Here is a 17386-nt window from a genome sequence, read left to right as displayed (position 1 = left end):
ATCCTCACATCAGGCCGACATCATCGCGCCCGGTGCCGAACCGGCGCAGCGCGCGCGCATAGATCCCCACGACAATCAGCATGATCACCACCAGTGCCACCGCGACCGCCGATCCAAAGGCCCAGTTGCGCGATTGCAGGAACAGATCGACCAGCGCATTGCCGACGAAAAACACCTTGCCGCCGCCCAGAATCGAGGGGATCAGGAATTCGCCCATCAGCAGGATGAACACCAGCATCGATCCGGTCAGCACCCCGGGCATCGACAGCGGCAGGGTGATTTGCACAAAGGCGCGCCACGGCGGGGTGCCGAGATCGGCGGCGGCCTCCAGCAGGCGCTTGTCCAGCTTTTCCAGCGCCACATAGATCGGGAACACCATCAACGGCAGATATCCGTACACGATGCCCACCAGCACCGCGAAAGGCGTGTTGATCAGCCGCAGATCCTCGAGCCCGAAAGCGGCCAGCAGCGCCGGTATCCCCTTGCCGCCCAGCAAGAATATCCACGCATAAGACCGGATCAGGATCGAGGTCCAGAAGGGCACGATCACCAGCACCAGAAGCAGGGTTTTCCAGCGGGGATCAACCTTCACGGCCAGAAAATAGGCGAGCGGATAGGCGATCAGCAAGGCCGCCATGGTGCCCACGGGCGCCAGGGTCAGCGTGTTGTAAAAGGCCGCAAACCGGGCCGGCAGATTGGCATATTGATCCAGCGAAAAGCCGGGGGCGTAGCCGCCCACGGCAGAGCGTTCCCCGAAGGAAAAGATCAGGACGACGGCCAGAGGCAGCAGCAAAAGCGCCGCATACCAGAGCCCCGCAGGTGTCAGCAGCAGCGCGCGCGCCTTGCTTTGCGTCATAGCCATCGTCCGGTTCCCTTTCCTCAGGCCGATTTGAAGCGGGCCATCAGCTCGGCACGGTTGGGATCGGTCAGTGTGACTGCCGCCCCGAACTCCAGCGCGTTCAGGCTTTCTGCCGCCGGATACAGGATCGGATCGTTCAGCAGCGCCTCGGGCAGCAGCGCGTTCACCCGCGCATCCGCCACCGGATAGCCATGCGCCAGCGCATCACGCGCCGCCACCTCGGGCTTGAGCAGGAAGTTGATCAGCGCATAGGCCGCCTCGCGGTGCGGGCTGTCTTTCGGAATCGCGTAATAATCCGACCAGATCTCGCCGCCTTCCTTGCCAAGGGCAAAGCCGATGTCGGGCATGTCCGCATTCATCTGCTTGCCGTCACCGGTCCAGCACATGGTCAGCCAGGCGTCACCGTTGCGCATCGCTGGTTGGTAATCCGATGAAATCGCGAACAAATGCGGTTTGACGTCGATCAAGAGCCTTTCGGCATCGGCCAGATGCGCCGGGTCGATCGAGTTAAAGCTGTGCCCGAAATAGACCAGCGCATTGCCGATGGTGGTCAGCTGATAGTCATGCACCATCGCCCGGCCCGTCCACTGATCGCGCGCGCCGTCGAAAAAGGCCTTCCAGCTGTTCACGACGCCGCCGGTCTTGCCCGAATTGAAGGCGATGCCCGTCGTGCCCCAGTTCTTTGGCACAGCATAGACTTTGCCGCCGATGGTGCCCGCATCCGCAAAGCGCGGATCATTGGCGGCGGCGTCATAATTGGGCAGTTTCGACAGGTCGAGCGGCTCGATCAGATCGGCGTCAACATAGGTTGAGATTGCGTAGTTGGTGGGCACGAACACGTCCCAGCCCGAGCCGCCGGCCTGAATCTTGGCCAACATTTCCTCGTTCGACCCGAAGACATTGACCTGCGTGTAGACCCCGCTCTCTTCGGCAAAGAGGTCAAAATTGGCCGGATCGTGATAGTTTGGCCAGGTGGCCAGAACGGCGCGGTCGCCCAGACCCTCGGCGCGGGCGCGTCCGGGGATGAAGCCCGGCAGGGCGCCGCCCATCACGGCCATCGCCGTGCCAAGGCCCGTCACCCCCAGAAAATGCCGCCGTGAGACGGAGCCCTTTTCATAGCGGCGCAGTTCTTCGATGAATTTCTGGCGTGAAATCGGCAGGTTATCGTCATTCATTGTAATTTTCCCTGTTTGGACGCGGTGGAGCGGGGCTTAGTCTTGCGCGGCCAGCACAAGACCCGAGCCTGTGGCCCAGTGGACATGGACAATGGTGCCCACATCATGCCCGCCCATGGCTCTTTCGGCCTGTCGCGGGACGTTGACCTGCAGCGCGCCAATCGCATCGGCTTGCAGCAGGTATTCGGTGTGATCGCCCAGAAAGGTGCGATGGGTGATCCGCGCCGCCAGCGCGCGGCTGCCCTCGGGCAGGGGCGCATCGGGGCGTGCGAGGTTCAGAACTTCGGGGCGCACGGCCAGATCAACAGGGCCGGGCACGGCGCTTGCCTCGGCGCGCACCAGAACCCGGGTGCCGTCCGCCAGCGCCACCTGCGCCAGCCCGTCTTGTTGCGACAGCAGCATGCCGGTGAGGATATTGGCCTTGCCGACGAAATCGGCGACGTAACGGTTGGCGGGGCGGTCATAGAGATCTTGCGGCGTGCCGACCTGCGCGATGCGGCCCTTTCCCATGATGCAGATCCGGTCGGACATGCTCAGCGCTTCTTCCTGATCATGGGTGACCAGCACGAAGGTGATGCCCAGACTGCGCTGCAGGTCCAGCAGTTCGCGCTGCATTTCGCCGCGCAGCTTGGCATCCAGCGCGGCCATCGGTTCATCCAGCAACAAGATCTTCGGCTCGTTCACGATGGCGCGGGCGAGGGCGACGCGCTGCTGTTGGCCGCCGGACATCTCCCAGATCCGTCGCGGACCGAAGTCATCGAGCCGGACCTTTGCCAGCGCTTTGGCAACTTTTGCCGCGATCTCGGATTTCGGCAGGCGCGGGCGCCGCTGGCGCAGCCCATAGCCGACGTTCTGCGCCACGGTCATATGCGGAAACAGCGCGTAGTGCTGAAACACCATGTTCACCGGGCGACGGTGCGCAGGCGTGTTGCTCGCCGCCTGTCCGTCGATCATCACCTCACCGTCGCTCGGGCTCTCAAACCCCGCGAGCATCCGCAAGGCGGTGGTTTTCCCGCATCCCGAGGGCCCGAGAAACGACAGGAACTCTCCGCGCCGGATGCGCAGGTTGATCCGATCCGCCGCCAGAACCGAGCCGAAGCGCTTGCTGGCATTGACAAACTCGGCGACGGCATCTGCGGATGTGACACTGTCGGATGGTGCGCCCGGTGCGGTTGCGTGCTGTTCGGTCATGCTGCCCCTTGCGCTGGCGAAATCGAATGTCATGCCAGCTTTCTTTCCTGTTGCCCTGACGGGACTAAGCCGTATCTTTGGGAAACGGTAGGGAAATGCCGAATTGCTGTATATATCCAAAAGGGCATAGATGACGAAGAAAATTCAGATGGCGGATTGGTTCTCGGCAGGGGCCCGGGTGGTTGAGGCCTTGGGAAAGCCCGAGTTCGCACGCGTTCTCACCGAGGCGATGCGCCGCGTTGTGCCCTTTGAATTCACGGTGATCTTTGCCTATCCCAGCGACAGGCGACCCCTTGATCTTTATGATGATTTTCCCGAAGCCAAACGGCGAGTGATGATTGATGACTATCAGGAAGGGCCCTATCTTCTGGACCCGCTCTATCAGCATTCGGCCGCGCCGACGGCCTCGCGTGTGGTGCGATTGCGCGATCTGGCGCCAGACCGCTTTTATCAGGGCGAGTATTTCCGCAACTACTATGTGCAGACCGGACTTGCCGAAGAAGTGGGCTTTATCGTCGGAATCGATGAGAATATCAGCGTGGTGATCTCGGCGATGCGCGCGAACAAGGTGTTTTCCGCGCGGGAATTTCGTGACCTGGACGACATGTTCCCCTTTATCGCCGCTGCCGCGCGCCATCATTGGAAGGATCTGGGCGCGCAGCTTTCGGATCGTCCGCCGGTCAGCCCGCCGCGCTTGCCGCAATTGATCGAGCAGGCGTTCCAGAGTTTTGGGCGCAACTTGCTGACCCCGCGCGAGGCCGAGATCGTCGAATATGTGCTGAAGGGCTATTCCGCCGAAGCGACCGGTGCGGCCTTGGGCATTTCGCCGGGCACGGTGCGTATCCACCGGCGGAATATCTATGCCAAGTTGCGGGTCAGTTCGCAGGGCGAATTGTTTTCCAGTTTCATTGCCTCTTTGGCAGATCTGGAATAGGCCGCGCCCCCGCCGCGCCCCCGCCGCGCCCCCGCCGCGCTCCGGCCGCGCTCTGGCCGCCACAGCCGCTGAGCAGGCGCGAATTGCCGCACGATAGGACCTGCCGCCCGCGCCCGGAGAGGCCGCCACCCCAGATCCTGGCCGATCACCCGGGCCAGAGGCTCACGCGGTGCTATGGTCCACGATCATCTCGAACAGGTCCTGTACCGCCGGGCTGGGCTGCGGCGTCGCGCGATACAGATAGTAGGAGATATTGGGCAGCGGCGGCAGGCCATGTCGCTCATCCAGGATCTGTGTGCTGGCGAAAAACGCGCTTTGGGTGCGCGCCGTGATCCCCAACCCTGATGAGATGGCAAGCCGTACCCCCGCCAGTGATGGCGAGGTCAGACGTTCGACATAGGGCAGACCACTGAGGTCCAATGCTGCCAAGGCGATGCGGCGGAACATGCTGGGTTCATCGGCCAGGATCAGTTGCAGCGGCTCTCCGGGGCTGCGTTGCCACGCGGTGCCCGCGATCCAGAGCACCGGCAGCACCATCAGCATCACGCTGTCATAATTCTCGGAGCGCCGGGTGCTCAGGGTCAGATCCAGCCGCCCCTCCTCCAGCATCTGCATCAGATTGGGGCTGCGGTCCACATGGATCAGCAAGCGCATGTTCGGCCAGGCCTTGGCAAAACGCGCGAGGACCTTGGGCAAAAGTTCTTCGGCAATCTCCTGCGGGGCGCCGATGGTGATCGTGCCGCTCAGATGGCTGCGCCCGGAAGCCGAGACGGCATGGTTGCACAAAGACACGATCTCGCGCCCGTAACGCAGCAGGATATGCCCCTCTTCGGTCAGTTCGCGCTGCCGTCCCCGCGCGCGAAACAACGGCGCGCCCACGATCTGCTCCAGCGCCTGCATCTGCTGGGTCACCGCCGATTGCGTGCGCCCGACCCGCGCGGCGGCGGCAACAAAGCCACCCTCCTCGGCAATCGCGATCAGGGTTTTCAGATGGCTGATCTGAATGTCGGGAGTCATTGAGGCACCACAATCGGGAAAAGATCGGGTCAATACATCAAACTTACTTATGTATTGGCAAGTATTATTAATTTTTCACAGAATTTTATTGCGATACTGTGCCGTGAATGCTCCGAAAGCGGCACCAAGACCGCGGCGGGGCCGGATCACAGCAAGGGAGATTGCTATGCGAAATTTTGTCACTCTGAGCGCGGCGGCTTTGTGCGCCGCCAGCCTGTTCAGCCCGGTGTCCGCGCAGGATTATCCGGCGCAGGACATTGACCTGATCGTTCCGTTTGAGCCGGGCGGCGCGGTCGATATCACGTCGCGCATTCTGGCGGAGGCGGCGAATGGTCTGCTGGACGGCGCCACGGTGACGGTCCTCAACAAGGCAGGCGGCGGCGGCATTGTCGGCCAGGCCTTTGCTGCGAGTGCCCCGGCGGATGGCTACACCGTGCTCGCCATGACCAGTTCGGTCGTGACCAATCCCAAGATGAAGGGCGCGCCCTATGAGGTCACGGATTTCGTGCCGGTGGGCATGTATGGCTTTGACCCCGAAGTGCTGGTGGTGCGCGCAGAATCCCCCTATCAGACGGCGGCTGATTTTCTGGCCGCGAGCACCCCGGATCACCCGCTGAACCTTGTGGTGGCGGGCATGGGCACGTCGCACCACATGGCCGGTCTGGCGATCGAGCAGGTCTCGCCCGCGCGGTTCAACTACGTGCCGACAAAAGGGTTTGGCGAACAAGTGCAGGCGGTTCTGGGCGGCCATGTCGATGGGGCGCTGTGGTCGCTGGGCGAAGCCAGCGCGCAGGTTCAAAGCGGCGGCGTGCGGATTTTGGCGCTGGCCTCGGATCAGCGCCACCCGAGCTATCCCGACGTACCGACTTTCCCCGAGGCGGGCATTGATGTGCCGGTCTGGGCCACGTTCCGCGGATGGTCGGTGCCCAAGGGCACGCCGGAGCCGGTGGTCGCCAAACTCTCGGATCTGATGTTCGAGATGTACAATGACAAAGCCTATTTCGACAAAATGACCGAAGCCGGTTTTGATCCGGTCTACCGCGATGCTGCGGGGTTCCAGAAGATCATCGACAGCTACACCGTGCTGGCGAATGCGATCATCGACGAGAATGGTCTGGCGCAATAAGGCCCGCCGGCCCCGCCACCGCTTGCGGCCGGGGCCGGTCTGACCGGCATGGGGATGAAGTGAATGACAACGACAACACGCGACCCGCGCAGCTGGGCGGCGCGGAGCGATTTCTGGATCGGGGCGGTGCTGACGGTGCTGGGCCTGACCGCGGCGCAGATGGCGCGGGGGTTTGACGCGACCTCGCGCAGCTATCCGCTGATCCTCGCGCTGCTTTTGGCGGCGGTGGGCGTGGTTCTGGCGCTGCGAGGCGCGCTGCGGCGCGGCGATCAGCAGGATTTTGGCGGCCCCTTGCAGGGCGCTCTGCCTGCCGTTGCGGTGCTGGTCCTGTGGATTGTGGCTCTGGGCGGCGGCCTGGGCTTTGTGCTGCCCACCCTTGCGATGCAACTGGCGTTTCTGGCGCTGGCCGGGATGTCCCTGCGGCGGGCCCTGCCCATCGCGCTGCTGGTGACCTTCGCGGGTTATCTGATCTTTGTTCTGGGGCTTGAGGTGCGGCTGCCGTCCGCGCGCCTGCCCTGGCTGTTGTGAGGGCGCGATGGAGTCCATTCTTCTGGGTTTTTCCACCCTCGCCGATCCGATGGTCCTCTTGATGCTGACGCTGGGCGTGGTGGCGGGGATGATCGTCGGCTCGATCCCCGGCATCAACGACAATATCGCCTTTGCGGTCTTCATTCCGTTTTCCTTTTCGATGCCGCCCGAGCAGGCGCTGGCCTTGATGGTCGGGGTCTATTGCGCGGCCGCGACCGGCGGTGCGATCCCCGCGATCATGATCAAAGTGCCGGGCACGGCAGCCTCGCTGCTGACCGCGATTGATGGCAATGCGATGGCGCGGCGCGGTCAGGCCGGGCGGGCGCTGTCGCTGGCCGTCACCTCCTCGGTGATCGGCGGCATTGCCAGCGCCTTTGTGCTGCTGCTGTTCGCGCCGTCGCTGGCGAAGATGGCGCTGCATTTCGGCTATGCCGAGAATTTTGCGCTGGCCATTCTGGGCCTCTCCAGTGTGGTGGGTCTGTTGCGCGGCGCGGTGCTCAAGGGGCTGGCGGCGGCGATGATCGGCCTTCTGGCCGCCAACATCGGCTTCAGCCCGACCACAGGCTTTGCCCGCTACACCTTTGGCAGCATCAACCTGATCGAGGGGATTCCCTTCGTGCCCCTGCTGGTCGGGCTGTTCGGTGTGGCCGCCATGCTGGAGCTGATGACCGACATCCGGCGTGAACGCCGGGGCGGGGCGGGCCTCTCGGCTTTGCCGGTGATCGGCTCGATGCGGCTCGGCAAAGGCATGATCCGCCGGCTGGCCCCGGTCTGGGCAATGAGTTCGGCCATCGGCAATGTCATTGGCATGTTGCCGGGCGCAGGCATGCTGATGGCGATCTTCCTGGCCTATGATCAGGCTTCGCGCCGCTTCCGCCGCCATTTCGCCGGAAAGCCTGGCGAGCCGGACTGGGGCGATGGCGCACCCGAAGGCATTGCGGCGCCGGAGGCGGCGAACAACGCTGTCACCGCCAGCTCGATGGTGCCGCTCTTGTCGCTGGGCATTCCGGGCAATTCGACCTCGGCGATGTTCATCGGGGCGCTGGCCATTCATGGCATGGTGCCGGGGCCGCTCTTGTTCACCCAGCATGGCAATATCGCCTGGATGATCATCGTGGCGTTTCTGGCCGCCAATATCCTGATGTGGCCGGTGGCCTGGATGGTGATCAAATCCGTCTCGCGCACCATCTTTGCCATCCCGAAAGAGGCGATGGTGGGCGTGATCGCGCTCTTGTGCCTGATGGGGGCCTATTCCGACGGCAACAACCTGTTCAACATCTGGGTCGCGGTTGTGGCGGGGTTGGTGGCGTTCCTCATGCGGCTGGCGGCGCTGCCGCTGGGGCCGGCCATTCTCGGGCTGGTGCTGGGACCGCAGCTGGAAACCTCGCTGGCCAATGCTCTGTCGATCTCGGGCGGGGATTGGTTCGTGTTCATCGACCCCGTCGGCCATCCGATCAGCGCCGCGATGATGGCGGTATCGCTCCTGCTCTGGGTGATGCCGATGCTGATGCGGCGGCGCGACGCCCCCGCATCCTGACCCCTCACACAGCCGCCGACCGGCTGAAATTTTAGCGAAAGGTATCCGCAATGACCGCAGCTTCCACCCGCCAGGAACTGGCACAATCCCTGATGGCCGAGACCCGCGCCATCCTCGCGGCGGGCCCGCTGACCCGCGACAGTCTTGAGCAGATCAAGACCGCGCTGACGGTGCTCTCGGACCGGACCGAGCTTTGGGGCGAGGCGGATTTCGCCAGCCCGGACCCGGCAGAAAAGCAAAACCGCTTTCAGATCGCGCAGGATGCCGGGACGGGGCTGACCCTTTACCTCAACGTGATGCGCCCGGGCAAAAAGATCCCGCCGCACAATCACACCACCTGGGCTTGTATCAGCGCGGTGGAAGGGGCCGAGATCAACACGATCTACACCCGCACCGATGACGGTTCCGTCCCCGGTCGCGCCAGCCTGCGCGAAGAGCAGGTGGTCGAGCTGAAGCCCGGCAATGCGCTGGCGATGCTTGCCGATGACATCCACAGCGTTGAGATCCGCGGCACCGAGGTGATCCGGCATCTGCATTTCTACGGCCGCCCGCTCGAAACTCTGACCGGGCGCTATTCCTATGATCTGGAGGCCGGAACCTGCCGGGTGATGGACATCGGCGTGAAAACCAAAGGCTGAGGACCCACCATGAAAACCATTTCGGCGGCCGCCCTGAAACCGTTCCTGACGGATGGGCAGGAAATTGCCTTTCTCGATGTGCGCGAGCATGGCCAATATGGCGAGGGCCATCCGTTCTTCTGCGTGAACCTGCCCTACAGCCGCATCGAAGACCTGCCCGCGCGGCTGGTCCCCAACAAGGCGGCGCGTTGCGTTCTGCTGGATGACGGCGACGGTGTGGCGGCGCGGGCGGCGGCGGCGCTTGCGCGGCTGGGCTACAGCGATGTGACGGTGCTCGAGGGCGGCGCCCCGGCCTGGGTTGCGGCGGGCTATACGCTCTTCAAGGGCGTCAACGTGCCCTCCAAAGCCTTTGGCGAATTGGTCGAGCATGAGCTGGGCACCGTCTCGATCAGCGCCGAAGAGCTGAAGGCGCAGCAGGCGGCGGGGGGCGATCTTCTGGTGCTCGATGGCCGCTCGGAGCCGGAGTTTCACAAGATGTCACTGCCGGGCGCGCAATCCTGCCCGAATGCCGAACTTGGCTACCGTTTGCCGAAACTGGCTCCCGATCCGGCGACGCCGGTGGTGATCAACTGCGCCGGGCGCACGCGCTCGATCATCGGGGCGCAGACGCTGGCGCTGCTCGGGGTGCCCAATCCGGTGGTGGCGCTGCGCAATGGCACGCAGGGCTGGCGGCTCGCGGGGTTTGATCTGGTGCAGGGCGCGACACCCGCGCCGCTGCCCTTGCCCGATGCGGCGGATCTGGCCGCGCACCGGGCCAAGGCCCGGGCGCTGATCGCGGATTATGCCTTGGCTGAGGTGGATCTGACGACGCTCGCGGCATGGCAGGCCGACGCCACGCGCACGACCTATCTCTTTGACGTGCGCAGCGCGGCGGAGTTTGTGGCGGGGCATGTGCCGCAGGCGCGCTCGGCCCCCGGCGGGCAATTGGTGCAGGCGACAGATGAACAGCTCGCCGTGCGCAACGCGCGGCTGGTGCTGAGCTGCGATACGGGGCTGCGCGCCGCGACCACGGCGATCTGGCTCGCGGGAATGGGGCATGAGGTCTATGTGCTGTGCGCCGATGCCGCCGCCATGACCGCGACCGGCCCCGACCTGCCCGCCGCAGGCCAGCCCGACACGCTGGATGAGGCGGGGCTGCGCGCCCGCATCGCATCCGGGGCACGGCTCCTCGATGCGTCGCGCGGGATGGCCTATCGTTCCGGTCATTTGGCGGGTGCAGATTGGGTGACCCGGGCGCGGCTGGATGCGGGCGCTTATGGTGATCCGGCGCAAGTCGTGCTCACCGGGCGCTGCCCGCGCCTTTTGGCGGGGATCGTGGCGGAATGGCGCGCGCAGACCGGCGCCGCGCCCGAGGCGGTGATTTGCGGTGATCCCGCGCGCTGGCAGGCCGCAGGACTTGCGGTGGAGGTGACGCCGGATCAGCCTGACGAGGCCGCCTGTATTGACCACCTCTTTTTCGTGCATGACCGCCATGACGGCAATCTGGAGGCCGCGCGCCGCTATCTGGAATGGGAACTCGGCCTTCTGGCGCAGCTGGACCCGCAAGAGCGCGGCGTTCTGGCCCCCCTGCGCCCGAAAACCCCGGTGCGGGAGCTGACCGATGCAACGTGAGACCCGTCTGGCGCATTACGGCCGCCAATCCCTGCCCGGCCCGGCCAATCCGCCGGTGGTGCGCGCCTCGACCATCCTGCATGACACGGTGGCGAGCTATCGGGCCACAAAAGCCGCGCGCGAAACCGATGACAGCGTGCTGTCCTATGGGCGGCGTGGCACCACCCCGGCGCATGCGCTGGCCGAAGCGGTGACCGATCTCGAGGCGGGAGAGGCCAGTTTTCTCTACCCCACCGGGGTGGCGGCGCTGGCCGGGGCCTTGCAGGCCTATCTGGGGGCGGGGGATCACATCCTGATCGTGGACACCGTCTTTCCCGCCACCCGCAGCTATTGCGAAACCGTGCTGCGGCGGCAGGGGGTCACGATGGGCTATTTCCCCTGGGATTGCACCGACCTCTCGGCTTATGTCACGCCGCAGACCCGGCTGGTCCTGGTCGAAAGCCCCGCCTCGCAAAGCTTTGAGGTGATGGATCTGCCCGCACTCTGCGCGGATGCCCATGTCCGGGGGGTGATCGTGATGGCGGATAACACCTATGGCTCGGGCTGGCTCTATCAGCCGCTGGCGCTGGGATGTGATGTCTCGGTGATCGCGGGGACGAAATATCTGGGCGGCCATGCGGATGTGATGATGGGGGCGGCCTGCGCACGCGGCGCGGCGGTGGCACCGCTGCGCGCACAGGCGCATATCAGCGGCCAGACCCTGGCACCGGACGAAGCCTATGCCTGCCTGCGCGGCATCCGCACGCTGGGGCTGCGGCTGGAGCGGCATGGCGAGAATGCGCTGGCGCTGGCCACATGGTGCGCCGCGCGCCCCGAGGTGACGCGCGTCTTGCATCCCGGCCTGCCGGGGCATCCCGGTGCCGACCATTGGCGGCGCGATGCGCGGGGCTGCAACGGTCTTTTCAGCGTCGAATTCACCCCCGGTTTTGCGCTGGAGCCGTTTCTGGACCACCTGCAGCTCTTTGCCATAGGCAGCAGCTGGGGCGGGTTCGAGAGCCTCGCGATGCCGGTCTCACCCGCCAGTGGCCGCCAGTTCGAGACGGCCCCGGCTGGGCCGATGGCACGGTTTCACGCCGGGTTGGAGCATATCTCGGACCTCATCGCCGATATGACGGCAGCTTTTGAGGCGGTGGCGGGTGCTGACCACCAATGCGCGGGGACGGGCTGACGATACCCGGTGAAGCGGTAGCCCATCCGCAAGGCGTTGTTTGGCAAGGGCCAAAGGTGCATTTCAGACGTTATGCGGCACAAGAAAAGGGCCGGGTTTCGCCGGCCCTCAGCATATCTGGATCACAGAACCGCGCCGATTTTCCAGGGCACGAATTCATTGTCGCCATAGCCGAACTCCTCTGATTTCGACTTTTTGCCCGAGGCGGTGTCGAGCAGAAGATCATAGATCTGCGCGCCCATTTCTTCCAGCGACAGCCCTTCTTCGACCACCACGCCGCAATCGATGTCCATATCTTCCGGCATCGAGCGGTAAAGCGTGCTGTTCGAGGCAAGCTTGATCGAGGGCGCGGGTTTCGCGCCAAAGCACGAACCGCGCCCGGTGGTAAAGGCAATGAGGTTTGCCCCCGAGGCGACCTGCCCGGTGGCCGCCACCGGATCATAACCGGGGCTGTCCATATAGACAAAGCCGGGAATCCGGATCGGCTCGGCATAGGCAAAGGCGCCGGAAAGCGGCGACAGCCCGCCCTTGGCCACCGCGCCCAGCGATTTTTCAAGGATGGTCGTCAGCCCGCCACGCTTGTTCCCCGGCGAAGGGTTGTTGTCGAGCGAGGCGCCGTTGCGGTCGGTGTAATCGCGCCACCAATCGATCATCGCGCGGATCTTGGCGCCGGTTTCGGGGGCAGCGCGGGCGATCAGCAGATGCTCGGCCCCATAGATCTCGGGCGTTTCCGACAGGATCGAGGTGCCGCCCGCCGCCACCAGCATGTCCGAGGCGACGCCAAGCGCCGGATTGGCGGTGATGCCGGAGAACCCGTCAGAGCCGCCGCATTGCATGCCCAGAACCAGTTTCGACACCGGCTGCTCGCTGCGCTGATCGGATCCGGCCGCCGCGCAGATCGGTTCCAGCAGTTCCAGCGCGCGGCGCACGGCCGAGGCCGAGCCGCCCACCTCCTGAATGTTGAACACGCCGAACCGCTCGCGCGTCCAGTCGCTGCGCTGATAGAGCGTCAGTTGGTTGACTTCGCAGCCCAGCCCGACGATCAGCACGCCGCCGAAATTCGGATGATCGCGGTAGCCCTTGAGCACCCGCACCAGCGCGTCAAACCCCTCGCCCGCATTGGCCATGCCGCAGCCCTGATCGTGCACGATGGGTGCGAAACCATCGATGCCGGGGAAACGCGGCAAGAGTGTGCGGTTGGCGGCGTCCGCAATCGCATTGCACACGGTGGAGGAGCAGTTCACCGAGGCGAGAATGCCGATGAAATTGCGGGTGCCCACCCTGCCGTCGGGGCGCAGATAGCCCTGAAACGTGGTGCGGTCGGGTGCAGCATGTGTGACGCCGGTCTGACTTGATTGGTCGGAATGGCTCTCTGACATGCCGGCATTATGGCTGTGCACATGCTCGCCCGGCGCGATATCCGCGGTGGCCACCGCCATCACTTGGCCGTACTTCACCACCTGCGCCCCCGCAGGCATCGCGGTCAGCGCGAATTTATGCCCAAGCGGAATGTCGGCGGCGAGGGTGACCCCCAAAGCCGCCTCGCCCTTTTGCAGGGGCCGCAGGGCGACCCCTACCGTATCGGCAGGGTTCAGATGCAGGAAGGACGGGCGGCTGGCATTCATGCGCGGGCTCTTTCCAGAATGGCGGTCAGCAGGGGCTGGGCGGGGGCATCGGTCCCCAGCCAGTCAAGATAGGCCGCGATGCGACGCTCGGCCTTTTGCGCGTGGTTTTGCGCAATATCCGCGATCTTATGGTCCAGAAACGGATTGCGAAAGCGGTCAAGCGTGGTGGCGAGATAGGCACTGGCCTCCGCGCCCCGGCCCTTATGGGCAAAGCCGGGCATCACTTCGGTCTGATAGATCTGCGCGAGCGTCACACCTTCGGGGCCTGCCATCAGTTCGCGGACAAGCGCGCCTGTGGCACCGCCCGCGTGCTGCCAGATGTCCACCAGCGCGGTGTGGCCCAAGTTGAGAATATGCAGCTTCAGCCGTTCGATCTCTTCCAGATCCGGCACGATCTGCACGCAAGGATGCAGGCAGGGGGCGGTAATGCCCGGTGCCGCTTCGATGGCCCAAAGCGCATAGGGTTCGGCCACGGCGCCTGCAGGCTCCAGAGGTTCCGAGACGATGCGGTCCACAAGGCTGTTGGCAAAGGGCAGGGCGGCGATCCAGGCACAGAGTGCCGCCGGGGCACCATTGGCCGCGCCGATTTCCAGCAGGCGCGCGCGCAGAACCCGGCCGTTTTCCGGCACCAGCTCCATCGGCATGATCTGCAGCGGGCGGCCCCCGGCGGCGAAACGTGCGGCCAGAAGGTGAAAGAGCTTCGCGGGGAAACTCATCGCCTGCGACGGGGCGGGGTCATGGTCGGTGGGCTGCGGCGCATAGCCCGCATCGCCGGTGTTTGAGATGACCACTTCGGCCTCGTCGCAAAAGACCGCCTCCAGCGCTGCCCAATCGGTCGCGGTCGAGAGGGTCCGCCGCACCGACGTCACCCGGCGCTCGGCCTCCACCGGCGCGCCGTTCTCAAGACCGCGAATGATCACCGGATAGCCCTCCGCTGCCGCCAGCGCCGCCAGCCGCCCGGCGCGTGCCGGATCGCCCGAGCTTTGCACCACGGTCACTGCGCGCGGCGGCGTGGCCTCGGCGAAGAACAGATCGGCATGCGCCTGCAGAAAGCGCGAGGTGCCGAATTGCAGGATGGGGGTACGGGTCTCAGACACGGATGATCGCCTTGATCAGCGTGCCGCGGTCCCCGGCCCAGAGCGGCAGATTGGTCAGTGCATCTTCAAAGCTCGTCTCATGCGTCGCCAGCGCCTCGACCGGCACGCGACCGGCGCGGATCTGCGCGATGACATGTTCGAAATCCACCTTCAGCGCGTTGCGGCTGGCGATCAGCGTGGTTTCACGCTTGTGAAATTCGGGATCGGCGAAATTCAGATCGCCTTTCACCACTGACAGGAGGACATAGCTGCCGCCATGCGCGACATAGCGCAGCCCGGCATTCATTGCATGGATGTTGCCGGTGGCGTCAAAAACCGTGTCATAGGCGCCGGGGGTCTCATCGCCCACCAGTTCAAACCGCGCCTCGGGCAACACCTTGCGCGCGAGATCCAGCCGCGAGGCCGACGTGTCGCGCAGCGTCACCGCCGCGCCGTCGATGGCCGCGAACAAAGCCGCGCCGATGCCGATCGGCCCGGCACCGACGATCAGCGCCGAACTGCCCGGCTGCACCCGGCCGCGCCGCACCCCATGCGCGCCGATGGCCAGAAACTCGACCATCGCGGCGGCTTTCTCGCTCAGCCCCTCGGCCGCATAGATATTCCCCTCCGGCACCACGATCTCTTCGCACATGCCACCATCGGTATGCACGCCGAGCACAGCGATATTCTCGCAGCAATTCGGTTTGCCGAGGGTGCAGGCGTGGCAGGTGCCACAGGTCAGATAGGGGTTGATCACCACCAGATCGCCCGCCTTGATCCGCCCGTCGCTGCTGTCGTCCTGCGCATGGCCCGACAACTCGTGCCCCATGATGCGCGGATAGGCCAGGAACGGCTGATGGCCGCCATAGATGTGATAATCCGTGCCGCAGATGCCGATATGGCCGATGCGCACCCGGATATGGCCCGGTTTGGCGGCGGGGCGGGCGGCTTCGCCCTGCTCGAACCGGCCGGGTTCGACGCAGACGAGGGTTTTCATGAGGGACATGGAGAATCTTTCGGTGATCTGCGGCAAGGCAATTGCGGTTTGGTTGGTTTTTTATTTAATAACGACCATCGCCGTCAATCGGTTTTGCAGCGCCTTGCGAAAATGCGCCATGCTGTGACCGGATGGGGGCGTCGCAAGACGGGGAGGCGGCGATGGCACGCGACAAAAATCTGTTCAAACTGCTGGTGAACCGGATGCTGGACCGTCTGGCCGATGTGCCGGTGGGTACGGCGCTCGGCTCTGAGGGCGAGCTGGCCGCATCGCTGGAGGCGAGCCGCACCACCGTGCGCGCGGTGCTGACGCATCTGGCGGAGGCGGGGATTCTGTCCTGGGAGGGGCGGCAGAAACTTCTGCTCCGCGCGCCGCGCCCCGAGGATCGCTTTGACGCCGAAGAGACGCAGCCCCGCTCGGGTCTGGTCGAGGAGCCGTTTCTGAACTGGGTGCTGCAGGGCGATCTGCCCCCCGGCACCACGATCAATGAGGCCGAGCTGGCGCGGCGGCTGGGCGTGCCGGTGGCGACGGTGCGCGAGTTCCTGATTCGCTTTGAACCGCTGGGGCTGATCGAGAAACGCCCGAACCGCAGCTGGATCTTGAAAGGGTTCACCCGCGATTTTGCCGAAGAAATGTTTGCCGTGCGCGACATGTTTGAACGGCGGGCGCTGACGGGTCTGCTGGCGGCCTGCGCCGCGCCGGGCCCCACAAGGGCGAGGCTGGAACATCTGCACGCCGCGCATCTGCGGCTGGCGGCGGGGCCGGATGCCGCATTGGCCGGGTTTCCTGCGCTGGATGCCGAGTTTCACCAGCTGCTCTGCGCCGCTGCAAACAACCGGTTTATCTCGGATTTCAGCCGGACCATCTCGATCATCGTGCATTTCCATTACCGCTGGAACAAGCGCGACGAGCTGCGCCGCAACCGCGCTGCCGTGGCCGAACATCTGGCGGTGATCGAGGCGGTTCTGGCGGGCGATTCCGCCACCGCCACGGACGCGCTCGACGCGCATCTGGCCACCGCCTACCGCACGCTCATGGCCTCGGTGATCTGGTCCGACGGCTGAGCTTTTCGCCCGGCCCCGCGCGGCAATCCGGCACAGCCCGGAAAATCGGGTTGACAGTTTCCCTGACTTTGGTCCAACCATACGACCAAACTCAGCCAGCGGAGGGGAGGCCCATGGCAGGACAATCAGCCGTCGAAGACATCCGGGAAGTCCTGCGCCGCGAAATCGTGGAGCGGATGCAGGTGGGTGATCTCTTGCCCAACGAGCGCGAGCTGGCCGAGCGGTTTGGCGTCGCCCGCAACACGGTGCGCGAAACCATGATCCATCTCGAAGCCTTCGGGCTGATCGAAAAGACCCGCCGCGGTGCCCGCGTCTGCCAGCCCAATTTCGATCCGATCTTTTCGATCTTCGCGCAGCATTTCGACCATTCCGCCAAAACCCTGACCGATGTGCTGAACTTTCGCCGCATCGTCGAGACAGGGGCGGCGCCGCTCGCGGTTCTGGGCGTCACGGATGCGCTTTTGCAGCGCATGAGCGAGGCGAACACCCGCATGTGCCGCGCGCTGACCACCGCCGAGGCGGCGGGCCATGACTATGATTTTCACATGGCGATGGTAGAGGCCACGGGCAACACCGTGCTGATCCGCATGTACCGCGTGCTCTCGGTGCCGCTGAAATTCTATCTGGAAGTGGGCAAGTCACGCTCGCCGGAGACCGAGCAATCCGAGGCGGAACATGCTGAAATCATTGCGCGTCTGAAGGCGGGCGATGCGGCGGGGCTGACCACTGCCCTCAACCGTCATTTTGACCATTCGGGCGCGGTTCTGGCCGCGCTCTCGGACCGGATGACCGCGCTGCCCGCGGCGTCGGGCGCCGACACCTGATCCATCAACCCTTCGG

The 17386-nt window shown here is 64.8% G+C and carries 16 protein-coding genes; 9 read left to right on the top strand and 7 right to left on the bottom strand.

Annotated elements, in window-relative coordinates; all coding sequences use genetic code 11:
- Window positions 1–4: 4 nt before the first annotated feature.
- From ACEN2S_RS05215 to ACEN2S_RS05205, 3 genes are read right to left on the bottom strand one after another with little or no spacing between them, the layout of a single operon-like run.
- Window positions 5–862, bottom strand: coding sequence for an ABC transporter permease (locus ACEN2S_RS05215; protein WP_441863299.1), 858 nt, complete (start codon window positions 860–862; stop codon window positions 5–7).
- A gap of 17 nt (window positions 863–879) precedes the next feature.
- On the bottom strand, window positions 880–2034 hold the full coding sequence (locus tag ACEN2S_RS05210) for an ABC transporter substrate-binding protein (protein ID WP_441863296.1): 1155 nt from the start codon (window positions 2032–2034) through the stop codon (window positions 880–882).
- A gap of 36 nt (window positions 2035–2070) precedes the next feature.
- Entirely contained in the window at window positions 2071–3225 is a 1155-nt protein-coding gene (locus ACEN2S_RS05205; RefSeq protein WP_441863801.1) for an ABC transporter ATP-binding protein, read from the bottom strand.
- A 130-nt stretch (window positions 3226–3355) separates the two neighbouring features.
- Between ACEN2S_RS05205 and ACEN2S_RS05200 the strand changes: the two genes are divergently transcribed.
- The gene (locus ACEN2S_RS05200) at window positions 3356–4159 is read left to right on the top strand and encodes a helix-turn-helix transcriptional regulator (RefSeq protein ID WP_441863293.1); all 804 of its coding nucleotides are present in this window, start codon (window positions 3356–3358) and stop codon (window positions 4157–4159) included.
- 162 nt (window positions 4160–4321) lie between these two features.
- On the opposite strand, the gene ACEN2S_RS05195 is transcribed toward ACEN2S_RS05200, so the two are convergent.
- Window positions 4322–5176 (bottom strand): LysR substrate-binding domain-containing protein, encoded by an 855-nt coding sequence (locus tag ACEN2S_RS05195; RefSeq protein WP_441863290.1) that lies wholly within the window; start codon window positions 5174–5176, stop codon window positions 4322–4324.
- 166 nt (window positions 5177–5342) lie between these two features.
- On the opposite strand from ACEN2S_RS05195, the gene ACEN2S_RS05190 reads away from it, so the two are divergent.
- From ACEN2S_RS05190 to metC, 6 genes are all read left to right on the top strand, one after another.
- Window positions 5343–6302 (top strand): tripartite tricarboxylate transporter substrate binding protein, encoded by a 960-nt coding sequence (locus tag ACEN2S_RS05190; protein ID WP_441863287.1) that lies wholly within the window; start codon window positions 5343–5345, stop codon window positions 6300–6302.
- Window positions 6303–6365: 63 nt separating this feature from the next.
- Window positions 6366–6830, top strand: a complete 465-nt coding sequence (locus tag ACEN2S_RS05185; RefSeq protein ID WP_441863284.1) for a tripartite tricarboxylate transporter TctB family protein — start codon at window positions 6366–6368, stop codon at window positions 6828–6830.
- 7 nt (window positions 6831–6837) lie between these two features.
- Entirely contained in the window at window positions 6838–8367 is a 1530-nt protein-coding gene (locus ACEN2S_RS05180) for a tripartite tricarboxylate transporter permease (RefSeq protein ID WP_441863281.1), read from the top strand.
- Window positions 8368–8417: 50 nt separating this feature from the next.
- On the top strand, window positions 8418–9005 hold the full coding sequence (locus ACEN2S_RS05175; RefSeq protein ID WP_441863278.1) for a hypothetical protein: 588 nt from the start codon (window positions 8418–8420) through the stop codon (window positions 9003–9005).
- A gap of 9 nt (window positions 9006–9014) precedes the next feature.
- Window positions 9015–10616, top strand: a complete 1602-nt coding sequence (locus tag ACEN2S_RS05170; protein WP_441863277.1) for a rhodanese-like domain-containing protein — start codon at window positions 9015–9017, stop codon at window positions 10614–10616.
- On the top strand, window positions 10606–11784 hold the full coding sequence (gene metC, locus ACEN2S_RS05165) for a cystathionine beta-lyase (RefSeq protein ID WP_441863274.1): 1179 nt from the start codon (window positions 10606–10608) through the stop codon (window positions 11782–11784). Before ACEN2S_RS05170 ends, metC begins: the two co-directional genes overlap by 11 nt.
- Before the next feature lie 122 nt (window positions 11785–11906).
- Here the strand turns inward: metC and ACEN2S_RS05160 are convergent, their stop codons facing one another.
- The 3 genes from ACEN2S_RS05160 to ACEN2S_RS05150 are packed head-to-tail and all read right to left on the bottom strand — an operon-like array spanning window position 11907 to window position 15491.
- Window positions 11907–13409 (bottom strand): UxaA family hydrolase, encoded by a 1503-nt coding sequence (locus ACEN2S_RS05160; protein ID WP_441863271.1) that lies wholly within the window; start codon window positions 13407–13409, stop codon window positions 11907–11909.
- Window positions 13406–14506, bottom strand: coding sequence for a mannitol dehydrogenase family protein (locus tag ACEN2S_RS05155; protein ID WP_441863268.1), 1101 nt, complete (start codon window positions 14504–14506; stop codon window positions 13406–13408). The genes ACEN2S_RS05160 and ACEN2S_RS05155 overlap by 4 nt, the downstream gene beginning before the upstream one ends.
- Complete coding sequence (locus ACEN2S_RS05150; protein ID WP_441863265.1) at window positions 14499–15491, bottom strand: zinc-binding alcohol dehydrogenase family protein; 993 nt, start codon at window positions 15489–15491, stop codon at window positions 14499–14501. The genes ACEN2S_RS05155 and ACEN2S_RS05150 overlap by 8 nt, the downstream gene beginning before the upstream one ends.
- A 152-nt stretch (window positions 15492–15643) precedes the next feature.
- Between ACEN2S_RS05150 and ACEN2S_RS05145 the strand changes: the two genes are divergently transcribed.
- Together ACEN2S_RS05145 and ACEN2S_RS05140 are read left to right on the top strand one after the other, a co-directional pair.
- A complete protein-coding gene (locus ACEN2S_RS05145) occupies window positions 15644–16546 on the top strand; it encodes a GntR family transcriptional regulator (protein ID WP_441863263.1) in 903 nt (300 codons plus the stop codon).
- Window positions 16547–16659: 113 nt separating this feature from the next.
- Window positions 16660–17370: a FadR/GntR family transcriptional regulator gene (locus ACEN2S_RS05140; protein ID WP_441863260.1), complete on the top strand. Its 711-nt coding sequence runs from the start codon at window positions 16660–16662 to the stop codon at window positions 17368–17370.
- Window positions 17371–17386 lie beyond the last annotated feature (16 nt).

The sequence above is a fragment of the Phaeovulum sp. W22_SRMD_FR3 genome, assembly GCF_052113705.1.
Lineage (GTDB): Bacteria > Pseudomonadota > Alphaproteobacteria > Rhodobacterales > Rhodobacteraceae > JBGQOG01.
This window is presented reverse-complemented; position numbering and strand designations above follow the sequence as displayed.